Source organism: Ruegeria sp. CJ6 (assembly GCF_056536665.1).
Genome location: NZ_JBQFQB010000004.1, coordinates 332,959 through 345,265, shown reverse-complemented (window position 1 = coordinate 345,265; position 12,307 = coordinate 332,959). Strand labels below are relative to the sequence as shown.

The following is a 12,307-nucleotide window of genomic DNA, read 5'->3' as shown; positions in this document are numbered from 1 at the left end:
GCATCAATCGCGTCGCGTTTTGCTGAGGATGCGTGCCCAGCCACCCGGAGCCAGAAAGAAAGACAAACCAAACCCGGTGGCAAAACCGCCCAGATCGGCGACCCAATCCGAGGTCCCACCGAAGATCAGACCGAACAGCAACTGAATGCCCATAAGAACCGCGATCAGGCTGAATGCGCGCGATTGGTTTTCACCCACCAGAGAAAGCTTGCGCCACAGCAGCCAAGTGAACGCGCCGATTAGCCCATAAACCGGAGGAAACCCGCCAACCAGTGGATATGGCGGGTTCAACAGCACCGCATAGGCCAACGCTCCGCCGACACCGGACAAGACGAATATGATCAGCATGGCGACGCTGCCAAAGACCTCAGCCACCATCTTCCCCATCGCCAGAACAAACACGCAGACAAACACAGCTTGTGTGAAATTGGCCTGAACAAAGGGATATGTGACAAAGCGGATCACATGTTCGAACGGCCAGCGCCCGTTCTGGACCATCCAATCGAATATATCGGGCGAAAACGTATATTGCTGCAACGCATCCAAGCGCCAACCAACAGCAGTCGGCCCTCCGACCAAGCCCCTGCTGCCAAGCAAGAAGATCAGTTCAATCCCGATGATGAACAGAACCAGCGCCACCACGACCGGCGGCAGAGGGTTCACGGGCGGTGTATAATGCTCACTGCTCATTGGGCTGGCCTTTCGCGGCTGTTGACGTCCCTTGGCCTCATGGGTAAGCGACGGGGGCTGATTTTTCCAGACAGGAGTTTCCTTCGATGACCGAGACCCAATTCACGCCGCGCGTGTTTTCCGGCATCCAGCCTTCAGGAAACCTGCACTTGGGTAATTACCTGGGTGCACTTAAACGTTTCGTGGATATGCAGGGGCCGGAATACGAGACCGTCTACTGCATGGTCGACCTCCACGCGATTACTGTCTGGCAAGATCCGGATCGTCTGCGTGAAAAGACCCGCGAAGTTTGCGCGGGGTTCATTGCCGCTGGTCTGGATCCCGAGAAATCCATCCTGTTCAATCAGAGCCAGGTGCCCGAGCACACACAGCTGGCCTGGATTTTCAACTGTATCGCCCGGATCGGCTGGATGCAGCGGATGACGCAATTCAAGGACAAGGCCGGTAAGAATGCGCAGAATGCTTCGCTGGGTCTGTTCGCCTATCCTGCCCTGATGGCGGCAGACATTCTGGTCTATCACGCGACCCATGTGCCTGTTGGTGAAGACCAGAAGCAACATCTGGAACTGACGCGCGACATCGCAATCAAGTTCAACCATGACTATGGCGTCGATTTCTTTCCGGTAACCGAACCGGTCATCGGTGGGCCTGCGCCCCGTGTGATGAACCTGCGTGACGGGTCCCGGAAGATGTCGTCGTCAGACCCGTCTGATATGACGCGGATCAACATGACCGATGATGCCGACGCCATCGCCAAGAAGATCCGTAAAGCCAAGACCGACCCGGACGCTTTGCCATCGGAGGTCGATGGCCTTGAAGACCGTCCTGAGGCGCGCAATCTGGTGAATATCTATGCCGCGCTTAGCGACCAGACGGCCGCACAAGTGCTGGCTGAGGTTGGCGGGAAGCAATTCGGTGAGTTCAAGCCAATGTTGGCAGAACTTGCGGTCTCGAAACTCTCACCCATTTCAACCGAAATGGCGCGCCTGATGGGCGAAGAGGCCGAGATTGATCAGATTCTCGCCCGAGGTGCTGAACGGGCACGTGCAATCGCGGCCCCGATTCTGCAGCAGACCTACGAGATTGTAGGGATGGTCGGCGCGGGCAAGTCCTGACCACGCGATCGCAATCCAAAAAAGAACGCCGCCCTTTCTCGGGCTGCGTTTTTCGTTCCGTCGGCTCTTATGCCGCCTGCAGGCTCAGCATCTCGTGCACGATGGATTCCGCAACTTCGTGCGGGCTGACCGCTTCGGCTTTGGCCCGTGTCAGGATGCGATCCATCGTCTGCTCCAGCGCCTGCAACCTACCGGCGACCCAAGCTTCACGCTCTGCGACACGCAGGATTTCCGTCGCCACATTCACGATACCACCGCCATTGGCGACGAAGTCAGGGGCGTAAAGAATGCCACGCTCGTGGAGCAACTGCGCGTCCCGATCGCTGGACAACTGATTATTTGCCCCTCCGGCCACAGCGCCGACTTTCAGTAATGGAATACTCGTTTCGTTCAGGATGCCGCCGATCGCACAAGGCGCAAAGATATCCGCTTCAACGCCGTAGATCGCATCGGGTGCAACGACCTGTGCCGCAAACCGTTCGGCCACGCGGGCCGCTTGCCGGGTGTCGATGTCAGTTACGATTAACTGCGCACCAGAATCGTGCAACAACTGGCACAAATGCTCGCCTACATGGCCAAGCCCCTGAACCGATACAGTCAGGCCTTTCAGGCCAGAAAATCCAAACCGGTGCTGCGCTGTCACCCGGATAGCATTGAATATCCCGCGCGCCGTTATCGGAGACGGATCACCGCTGGCGAACTCACCTTCCGCCAGCCCAGCCACAAATTCGGTTTCAGACCCGATATGCGCCATATCTGCAGGCGTCATACCCATATCTTCTGCCGTCCAGTACAGACCGTTCAAACCTTGAATCACGCGCCCAAAGGCCCGCAAAAGTTCAGGTGATTTATCCTCATGAGGATCCCCGATAATGACAGCCTTGCCTCCCCCGAGCGGCAGATCAGCCGCGGCGTTCTTGAACGTCATGCCCCTTGCCAGTCGCAAAGCATCGTCCAGGGCCTCGGCTGGGTGGCCGTAAGGGCGCATACGCACACCGCCCGCAGCGGGGCCACGTTGCGTTGAGTGGATCGCGATGTAGCCCAATAGACCAAGTGAGTTATCTTTGAATTCGACCACGCGCTCGTGCTCTGGCGCGTCTACGATGGTGATGTCCATTCTTCTCCTCCGGAGTGCTTCCGAGAGTTTGCCACCTATCGTCGAGTGATTTTCACCCTTTTGTCACTATATCAGGGGAATTTTTGGTGCTAACATCTAAAATTGAAAACTTTTGTGGAGTTTTTCGCCATGGATGATATCGATTCCAAGATAATCCGCGCCCTTCAAAACGATGGCCGTATGACTGTCATCGATTTGGCGGAGCATGTCGGGCTGTCCCCGACACCCTGCGCACGGCGTTTGGATCGACTGCAGCGGGACGGGATTATCACCGGCTACGCCGCACAAGTCGACCCCGAGCGGCTTGGATTCGGCGTCACAATCTTTGTGTCTGTCGAGTTGGAGAAACAGGATCGCAACGCCATCGATTCCTTCGAAAAGGCCATTCGTCGCTGCGACGAGGTGATGGAATGCTACCTCATGACCGGATCACGCGACATTCTGCTGCGCGTGGTTGCCAAAGACCTCAATGCGTTTGATGCATTTCTGGAAAACCGGCTTATGAAAATTTCGGGCATTCGAAACCTACGATCAAACTTCGCTTTGCGCACCATGGTCAAACGCGAAGCGCTGCCTCAGCACCACGGATAATCTGCTGGACCTTGCGTCAGCCCCAACCTAGGTTTCCCCGAAGCTTGAGGGAGGGCGCAATGGCAGTCGGCAAAAACATCCGCACCTATTTCAACGGCCAATGGCATGACGGGGACGCACCGATCATGCGCGCTGCTGACCATGGCGCATGGCTGGGCTCATCGGTGTTTGACGGAGCCCGGTACTTTGATGGTATGACCCCGGATCTGGATGCCCATTGTGCCCGCGTGAACCGTTCAGCCGAGGCGCTGATGCTGACACCTTCTGTAACAACCGAACAGATGGTCGATCTGGTTCACGAAGGGTTGCAAAGTTACGCACCTGACACCGCCGTTTACATTCGCCCCATGTATTGGGGCATCGACGGGGATCACACCGCCATCGTCCCTCAGGAAAACAGCACTGGCTTTGCCATCTGTCTTGAAGAAATCCCAATGGCACCCAAAACCGCCTCGGCGACGCTGACAACCACTCGGTTCCGCCGCCCTGTTCTGGAATCCGCTGTGGTCAACGCAAAGGCAGGGTGCCTGTATCCGAACAATGCCCGGATGTTGCAGGAGGCACGCAGCAAGGGCTTTTCAAACGCCCTTGTGGCCGACGCGATGGGGCATGTGGCCGAGACTGCGACCGCAAATATCTTCATGGCGCGCGATGGTGAGGTTTTTACTCCAATCCCCAATGGGACATTCTTGGCCGGGATTACACGCGCGCGGCATATTAAAAACCTGCGCGCCGACGGGGTAACCGTGCATGAAACCGTGCTGACTTTCGATGACTTTCACGACGCGGACGAAGTGTTCATGAGCGGTAACATGAGCAAAGTGACGCCAATCACCGCGCTGGATGACACCCAGTATCAGGTGGGCCCAATCGCCCGTCGCACACGCGAGATGTACTGGGATTGGGCTGCAAGCAATTGCTGATCTGCTCCTTTTCTGTTTCAGTTGCCACTGCTTACCCTGTGAGGCATGATCCCGAAAACAAACGAGGACAAACATGCGCAAGTTCCTAGTCGTTCTGGACGACAGCCGTGAATGCCTGAACGCCATGCGCTTTGCCGCTATGCGTGCGGCACATACTGGCGGCGGGGTTACGGTTCTTTCGGTAATTCCACCGGACGAATTCAACCACTGGATCGGTGTTGCCGAGGTGATGCGCGAAGAAGCGCGTGAACGTATTCACGCCCATTTCGAGGTGTTCGCCAAATGGATGCGCGACAAACAGGGTGTCGAGCCCGAATTGGCAATCCGTGAAGGCGATCCGGTGGCCGAAATCATTGAACATGTCCAATCCGATCCCGAGATCGGCGTATTGGTTCTGGGTGCAGGTACTGACAAAAAAGGCCCCGGACCGTTGGTGACACAACTGACCCGGAACTCTGGAAGTTTGCCCATTCCTATTACTATCGTGCCCGGCGATCTGAGCAAAGAGAAGCTGGAGGCCATCACCTGAGGTGAATTTATGTCTGCGAAGCTGCAGTTCTGGTTCGACTTCGCATCGACCTATTCTTATCTCAGCGCGATGCGTATCCAGCAGGCGGCTTCGGAATATGGAGTTGCCATAGAATGGCACCCATTCCTTCTGGGGCCGATCTTTGCTGAACAGGGATGGAACAACTCGCCGTTCAACCTCTACCCGGCAAAAGGTCGGTACATGTGGCGAGACATGGAACGGCTTTGCGCCGCGCGCGATTTACCTTTTCGGCGGCCTGAGCCATTTCCGCAAAACAGCTTGAAAGCAGCAAGGCTAGCGCTGGCGATCGAACCAGCTGATCAACGGGCAGCCTTTGTACGCACTGTCTATTCTGCGCAGTTTGGTTCCGGTCGTGATATATCGAATCCGGCGGTTCTGGCTGAGTGCCTTACCAAATCTGGCGTTTCGACTGATCTGATGGATCGGATAAGCGACCCCGCGATCAAGGCTGCCTTGTTCGAGCAAGTTACTCAGGCCAAGGCTAAACACATCTTTGGTGCGCCGAGTTTCGTTATTGGGGACGAGCTATTCTGGGGTGATGATCGTCTGGATGATGCGATTTCTTACTCCGCCGCAATTTAGAACGGTTCCAAATCTTGACTTCCCCCGCACGGACGCGCATATCAAGTGCATCTTAGACGGAGCCGCGCCATGTTCATTCAAACCGAATCCACACCCAACCCGGCCACACTAAAATTCCTACCCGGCCAGACGGTTCTGGAAGCAGGCACCGCTGATTTTCCAAGCGTCGACGCTGCAGAAAAATCTCCGCTCGCCAAACGCATATTCGGTGTAAACGGCGTAACAGGCGTGTTCTTCGGCAACGATTTTGTCACGGTAACCAAATCTGATGACGTGCAGTGGGATCACATCAAGCCCGCAATTCTCGGCGCTGTGATGGAGCATTACCAGTCCGGCCAACCGGTTATGGGCGCAGGCGCAGAGACCGCCTCGGGCCACGCTGAACACACCGGCGAAGATGCAGAGATTGTCAACCAGATCAAAGATCTGCTGGATAGCCGCGTGCGTCCTGCTGTGGCTCAGGACGGCGGTGACATCACCTTCCACGGCTTTGACCGCGGCGTTGTTTATCTGCACATGCAGGGAGCCTGCGCGGGCTGTCCGTCCTCGACCCTAACGCTGAAAATGGGGATCGAGAACCTGTTGCGTCACTACATCCCCGAAGTGACCGAGGTTCGCCCTGTTGCCGTCTGAACCGACGATTTTGGCATTCGATACATCGGCCGCGCATTGCGCGGCCGCTTTGCTGCGAGAGGGCAAGATTATCGCATCGCACGCCGAGGCGATGACTCGTGGGCAGGCGGAACGGTTGATGCCCTTGCTTGAAGAAATCCTGACCCGGAACAATTGCACATGGCGGCACCTTGACGCGATCGGCGTCGGAATCGGCCCCGGGAATTTCACCGGCATCCGAATCTCGGTATCCGCAGCGCGCGGATTGGCTCTTGGGCTCGGCGTGCCGGCGGTTGGGGTGTCGGGGTTTGATGCAGTTGCGGAAATTGCTCCCGACGGACATCTCCCGGCGATTGTCGCACCGCGCGATCAGGCTTATCTGCAGCCTCAGGGGGAATTGCCTTACCTGACCTCACGTCATGCTGCGTCCGATATTGGGCCATTGTATTTCTGCGATGACCCTGAACAGCAGGTTCGTGCGATCGCCCAGGTGGCCGCTGGTCGTTGGACGACAGTTCAAGCGCCACCCGCTCCGCTTTATGTCCGCCCTGCAGATGCGGCCCCTTCAAGCGATGTCCCACCGGTGCTTTTGGACGAATGACACCACAGGACATGGCAGAAACCCACGCCGCAGCCTTCACACAGTCACGCCCGTGGAGCGCGGAAGAATTCAGCAATCTGATTGCCAATCGCTTTACCCATGTTGTTGGCGACAAACGGTCTTTCGCCCTCATTCAAGTGATCGGCGAAGAGGCCGAGCTGCTCACGATCGCGACACGTCCAGACTATCAAAGACGCGGGCTGGCGCGGCGCATCATGGCAGACTGGCACGCCAAGGCACGAGAACTCGGTGCAATCCGTGCATTTCTGGACGTTGCCTCAGATAACCATTCGGCGATATCTCTGTACCAAACCAGCGGATACACGCCATGCGGCAATCGCGCAGCCTATTATCATCGCAAAAGTGGCCCGAACGCCGATGCGATCGTCATGGAACGCCCCCTGAGCGAAAAATATTCGCTTTTTTAGACCATATGGTCAAAAATGTGTTGACCGAAGCTGTTGCAAACAGCTTCAATTCCCGCCATCACAACAGGTATGCTCGCTCTGAGTGGGTACCGGGGGATTAAGCCCCGGACCGATAACAGCCAACGGGAGTAACAAATGACATTTATGAAATCCTTGATGGGCGCAGCCGCTGCGGTTGCACTAACAGCAGGTACTGCTATGGCAGAACCGGCCCTTATCTTTGATCTGGGTGGCAAGTTCGACAAATCGTTCAACGAAGCCGCGCATAATGGCGCTCAGCGTTGGGCGGAACAGACCGGCAAAAGCTATCGCGAGATCGAGCTTCAGTCGGAAGCGCAGCGCGAACAAGCGCTTCGCCGCTTTGCCGAAGCGGGCGCAAACCCGATTATCACAATGGGCTTCGCCATGGCCGATCCATTGGCTGCAGTGGCAGGTGACTATCCGGATACCAAATTCGTTGCGGTCGACGTGACCTGGCTGGAAGCCCCGAACATTCGCCAGATCGGATTTGCCGAACATGAAGGATCATACCTGGTCGGCATGATGGCGGCGATGGCGTCCCAATCCGGCACAGTGGGCTTTATCGGTGGTATGGATATCCCTCTGATCCGTCACTTTGGTTGTGGTTATGCACAAGGCGCGAAGTCCGTAAACCCGGACATCAACGTTGTTGCCAATATGACAGGCACCACCCCTGCAGCATGGAACGACCCGGTGAAGGGCTCGGAGTTGACGAAAGCACAGATCAGCCAGGGTGCTGACGTGATTTACGCCGCTGCGGGCGGTACCGGTGTTGGCGTTCTGCAAACCGCAGCCGACGAAGGCATCCTGTCAATCGGTGTCGATAGCAACCAGAACCACCTGCACCCGGGCAAGGTCCTGACCTCGATGCTCAAGCGTGTGGACGTTGCTGTATATGACGCCATGAAAGCTGGCGAAGACGTCCAGACCGGTGTTTACACCATGGGTCTTGCACAAGATGGCGTTGGCGTTGCGATGGATGAAAACAACGCGGAACTGGTGAGCGAAGAAATGAGCTCGGCCATTGAAAGTGCCCGTCGCGACATCATCGATGGCAACGTAAGCGTTGTCAGCTACTACGAGAACGACAGCTGCCCTGCACTGCAGTTCTGATGTAACTGGGGGCGGGGGCCATGGCCTCCGCCCTGCACCACTCTGCCGCATGCGGCCCTTTCGGCAACCCAAGGACAAGATATGACCGTCCCCGCCATTGAACTCAAAGGGATTTCCAAAGCCTTTGGGCCGGTTCAGGCTAATAAAGATATTTCCATCAGCGTCGCCCGCGGAGCGATCCACGGGATCATCGGTGAAAACGGAGCGGGCAAATCCACGCTGATGAGCATCCTCTACGGATTTTACAAAGCCGACAAAGGCGAAATCTGGATCAACGGTACCAAGACCGACATCCCTGACAGCCAGGCGGCGATCGCCTCGGGCATCGGGATGGTGTTTCAGCATTTCAAACTGGTCGAGAATTTCACCGTTCTGGAAAACATCGTTCTGGGTGCGGAGGACGGTGGGCTGTTGGCTCCGTCGCTCGCGAAAGCCCGGAAAGAGCTGAAAGACCTAGAGGAAGAATACGAACTGTTCGTCGACCCGGACAAACGCATCGATGAGATCGGTGTGGGCATGCAGCAGCGGGTTGAGATTCTCAAGGCGCTCTACCGCAAGGCCGAAATTCTGATTCTGGACGAACCCACGGGCGTTCTTACCCCTGCCGAGGCGGACCAGCTGTTTCGCATTCTCGACCGGCTGCGGTCCGAGGGTAAAACAATCATCGTGATCACGCACAAGCTGCGCGAAATCATGGAGAACACCGATACGGTTTCGGTTATGCGCCGTGGTGAGATGACCGCCACCGTCAAAACAGCTGACACCAATCCGCAGGCACTGGCCGAATTGATGGTTGGCCGCAAGGTCTTGCTACAGGTTGATAAGGTGCCTGCACAGCCGGGCAAACCGGTTCTGGAAATCGAAAACCTCAGTGTCACCGATTCGGCCGGTGTCGAGCGTGTCAAAGGCATCGACCTAACCGTTCGCGCGGGTGAGATCGTTGGCATCGCGGGCGTTGCTGGCAACGGGCAGTCCGAGCTGCTTGAAGTTTTGGGCGGTATGCGACCCGGGGTAGGCTCGATCAAACTGAACGGCGAGCCTCTGGCGTTGCACGGCCCCGGATCGGACGGGCAAGCGCGGCGCGCCCGACATATCGCTCATGTCCCCGAGGATCGGCAGCGCGAAGGCCTGATCATGGATTTTCACGCGTGGGAGAACGTGGCGTTCGGCTACCACCGCGACCCTGCTTACAAACGCGGGCTGTTCATGGACAACGCCGCCCTGCGTGCCGACACCGAAGCCAAGATCGAGAAGTTCGACGTGCGCCCGCCCAATGGCTGGCTGACGGCAAAAAGCTTCTCGGGCGGCAATCAACAGAAAATCGTCGTTGCACGAGAAATCGAGCGTAATCCCGATCTGCTGCTGGTGGGCCAACCCACGCGCGGCGTGGATATCGGTGCCATCGAGTTCATTCATAAACAGATCGTCGCCTTGAGGGATCAGGGCAAGGCGATACTGCTGGTTTCGGTCGAGTTGGAAGAGATCTTCTCACTCTCGGACCGGATCGCGGTTATGTTTGACGGACATATCATGGGCGAGCGTCTGCCCGCCGAGACGGATGAAAAAGAACTGGGCCTGCTGATGGCCGGTGTTGCAGGAGAGGCCGCCTGAACCATGGAAAAAATGCCCAAATGGGCCGATGTGGTACTGATCCCGCTAATCAGTCTGCTTCTAGCCACAATCCTTTCGGCAATCGTGATCCTGGCCATCGGGGAAGATCCGCTTGAGGCGGTAAATCTGATGGTCACTGGGGCCCTAGGGTCAACCTACGGCTGGGGCTATACACTTTATTATGCAACGAACTTCATCTTCACCGGACTCGCGGTTGCAGTTGCCTTTCACGCGCGCTTGTTCAACATCGGCGGCGAGGGTCAGGCCATGCTGGGCGGACTGGGCGTTGCCATCGTCTGTCTATCGGTCCCTTGGCCGCATTGGACAATAGCTTTGCTGGCCGCCTGTGCTGCTTCGATGATCTTCGGTGCAGCCTGGGCCGCGATCCCGGCCTATCTGCAGGCGAAGCGGGGCAGCCATATCGTGATCACCACGATCATGTTCAATTTCATCGCTGCCGCTTTCCTGAATTACATGCTGGTCAACGTCATGCGCCCGCAAGGGTCGCAAGACCCAGCAACGGCTCGTTTCCCCGAGGCAGTGCATCTCCCGACTTTCCAGTCGATGTTCTCGAGCGCCGAAAACATCGTTTTCCGAGGTGCGCCTGCCAACATCTCGTTCTTCGTCGCAATCCTTGCGTGTTTTGTTGTCTGGGCGCTGATCTGGCGAACTCGGTTGGGCTATGAAATCCGCGCCTACGGCCATTCGGAAACCGGTGCCGTCTACGCCGGTATCTCGCCTGTACGCATCACGATTATTGCCATGCTGATCTCGGGCGCTCTGGCGGGCCTGATGGCAGTCAACAACGTGATGGGCGAAGCCGAGCGGTTGGTGCTGAACGCAACCGAAGGCGCGGGTTTCATTGGAATTGCCGTGGCACTGATGGGTCGGTCGCATCCATTCGGGGTATTTCTAGCCGCTATTCTGTTTGGGTTTCTGTATCAGGGCGGGGCCGAACTGGCGCTTTGGACATCAATTCCGCGCGAACTGATCGTGGTCATCCAAGCGTTGGTCATTCTGTTTACCGGAGCACTGGACAACATGGTGCGCATGCCGCTTGAAAAGCTGTTCATGGCGCTTCGGAAGGGGTCGGCCTGATGGATTTCTTCCTGACACTCATCCAGGTTCTGGATTCGACCATCCGACTGGCTACGCCTTTGCTGCTTGCCTGTCTGGCCGGTCTATACTCCGAGCGCGCGGGCATCTTCGACATCGGCCTTGAAGGCAAGATGCTGATGTCAGCATTCTTCTCGGCTGCCGTCGCCGCCGTAACCGGTTCGGTGTGGCTGGGATTGCTGGCCGGGATCGCGGCATCTCTGGTCCTTTCGGCGCTACACGGGTTTGCGTCGATCACGTTCCGGGGCAATCAGCTTATCTCGGGGGTTGCGATCAACTTTCTCGCCTCAGGTATGACCGTTCTTGTCGCCCAAAGCTGGTTCAAGCAGGGTGGTCGTACGCCATCATTGTTCGGTGAAGGGCGGTTTGAATCTGCAGAATTCCCTTATGCGATCGGTCCGGCTGACGCCGAACTGACAGGCCGTCCGGTTTCCGAGCTGATGTCTGAAACCAATCCCCTGCATATGGCCTATTCCGAGCTTCTGTCTGGCCATTCCATTCTGGTCTATGTGGCTTTCCTTATGGTGCCACTGACCTGGTGGATTCTGTTCCGCACCCGGTTCGGGCTGCGTCTGCGCGCGGTCGGAGAGAATCCTGCGGCGGTGGATACTGCTGGAGTTTCGGTTGTAGGTCTCCGCTACGCAGCGGTTGCGATTTGCGGCGTACTTTGCGGCATCGCAGGTGCCTACCTGGCCACCGCGCTGCAAGCAGGCTTTGTGAAAGAGATGACCGCTGGGCGCGGATTCATCGCACTGGCTGCTCTGATCTTTGCAAAATGGCGTCCGTGGCACGCGATGTGGGCATGCCTGTTGTTCGGGCTGTTGCAGGCCATTGCCTTGCGGTTCCAGAACATCGATTTGGGCGGGGTCGTGATCCCGGTGCAGGTCATGGACGCCCTGCCCTATATCCTGACCGTGGTGATTCTTGCCGGGTTCGTCGGCAAGGCCATACCGCCACGCGCAGGCGGCGAACCATATGTAAAGGAACGCTGATAGAGCCAGTTCAGGACTGCCCCTCAGTCCTGTTTGCTGCAAAGCGGCATACAGAGTTGATTTTGTATGCCGCAACCGCTCTAAGGGGGTATGGACGTGTCCCGCATCAGTTCCGCAGCCATGCTATCGACTATTTTCAGGTTGAGCCACGGAAACAACTAGATGGCCCCACCTGGCACGCGCGCTTCGTCTGTTGAGATTTATGTTACCAATGGCTTTGCCACACCGCGTGGTACGGCCTCTCC

At 57.0% G+C, this 12,307-nt stretch carries 14 protein-coding genes; 12 read left to right on the top strand and 2 right to left on the bottom strand.

Annotation, left to right across the window (positions count from 1 at the left end; translation table 11 throughout):
- Positions 1-3 precede the first annotated feature (3 nt).
- Positions 4-690 (bottom strand): rhomboid family intramembrane serine protease, encoded by a 687-nt coding sequence (locus tag ACR0BT_RS14070; RefSeq protein WP_170423757.1) that lies wholly within the window; start codon positions 688-690, stop codon positions 4-6.
- 86 nt (positions 691-776) lie between these two features.
- Here ACR0BT_RS14070 and trpS point away from each other — a divergent pair, with 86 nt between their 5' ends.
- A complete protein-coding gene (trpS, locus tag ACR0BT_RS14065) occupies positions 777-1,805 on the top strand; it encodes a tryptophan--tRNA ligase (RefSeq protein WP_170423755.1) in 1,029 nt (342 codons plus the stop codon).
- 67 nt (positions 1,806-1,872) lie between these two features.
- Here trpS and ACR0BT_RS14060 read toward each other — a convergent pair whose 3' ends face one another.
- Positions 1,873-2,922, bottom strand: coding sequence for a Glu/Leu/Phe/Val dehydrogenase (locus ACR0BT_RS14060; RefSeq protein ID WP_170609148.1), 1,050 nt, complete (start codon positions 2,920-2,922; stop codon positions 1,873-1,875).
- 129 nt (positions 2,923-3,051) lie between these two features.
- Between ACR0BT_RS14060 and ACR0BT_RS14055 the strand changes: the two genes are divergently transcribed.
- The 11 genes from ACR0BT_RS14055 to ACR0BT_RS14005 all read left to right on the top strand — a co-directional run bounded on the left by ACR0BT_RS14055 (position 3,052) and on the right by ACR0BT_RS14005 (position 12,062).
- A complete protein-coding gene (locus tag ACR0BT_RS14055) occupies positions 3,052-3,513 on the top strand; it encodes an Lrp/AsnC family transcriptional regulator (RefSeq protein ID WP_170423751.1) in 462 nt (153 codons plus the stop codon).
- Positions 3,514-3,572: 59 nt separating this feature from the next.
- Entirely contained in the window at positions 3,573-4,436 is an 864-nt protein-coding gene (locus ACR0BT_RS14050) for a branched-chain amino acid aminotransferase (RefSeq protein ID WP_480736957.1), read from the top strand.
- A gap of 73 nt (positions 4,437-4,509) precedes the next feature.
- Positions 4,510-4,965, top strand: coding sequence for a universal stress protein (locus ACR0BT_RS14045; protein WP_074736907.1), 456 nt, complete (start codon positions 4,510-4,512; stop codon positions 4,963-4,965).
- A 9-nt stretch (positions 4,966-4,974) separates the two neighbouring features.
- A complete protein-coding gene (locus ACR0BT_RS14040; protein WP_480763407.1) occupies positions 4,975-5,568 on the top strand; it encodes a DsbA family protein in 594 nt (197 codons plus the stop codon).
- Positions 5,569-5,637: 69 nt separating this feature from the next.
- Entirely contained in the window at positions 5,638-6,201 is a 564-nt protein-coding gene (locus ACR0BT_RS14035; RefSeq protein ID WP_170733587.1) for a NifU family protein, read from the top strand.
- The gene (gene tsaB, locus ACR0BT_RS14030; protein ID WP_480763406.1) at positions 6,191-6,781 is read left to right on the top strand and encodes a tRNA (adenosine(37)-N6)-threonylcarbamoyltransferase complex dimerization subunit type 1 TsaB; all 591 of its coding nucleotides are present in this window, start codon (positions 6,191-6,193) and stop codon (positions 6,779-6,781) included. The genes ACR0BT_RS14035 and tsaB overlap by 11 nt, the downstream gene beginning before the upstream one ends.
- Before the next feature lie 11 nt (positions 6,782-6,792).
- Entirely contained in the window at positions 6,793-7,209 is a 417-nt protein-coding gene (locus ACR0BT_RS14025; RefSeq protein WP_480587241.1) for a GNAT family N-acetyltransferase, read from the top strand.
- Between the two features lie 135 nt (positions 7,210-7,344).
- The gene (locus tag ACR0BT_RS14020; protein ID WP_480763405.1) at positions 7,345-8,343 is read left to right on the top strand and encodes a BMP family lipoprotein; all 999 of its coding nucleotides are present in this window, start codon (positions 7,345-7,347) and stop codon (positions 8,341-8,343) included.
- A gap of 81 nt (positions 8,344-8,424) precedes the next feature.
- Positions 8,425-9,954, top strand: a complete 1,530-nt coding sequence (locus ACR0BT_RS14015; protein ID WP_170395839.1) for an ABC transporter ATP-binding protein — start codon at positions 8,425-8,427, stop codon at positions 9,952-9,954.
- Positions 9,955-9,957: 3 nt separating this feature from the next.
- On the top strand, positions 9,958-11,052 hold the full coding sequence (locus ACR0BT_RS14010) for an ABC transporter permease (RefSeq protein WP_170513031.1): 1,095 nt from the start codon (positions 9,958-9,960) through the stop codon (positions 11,050-11,052).
- The gene (locus ACR0BT_RS14005) at positions 11,052-12,062 is read left to right on the top strand and encodes an ABC transporter permease (protein ID WP_170408321.1); all 1,011 of its coding nucleotides are present in this window, start codon (positions 11,052-11,054) and stop codon (positions 12,060-12,062) included. The genes ACR0BT_RS14010 and ACR0BT_RS14005 overlap by 1 nt, the downstream gene beginning before the upstream one ends.
- The last annotated feature ends 245 nt before the right edge of the window (positions 12,063-12,307 follow it).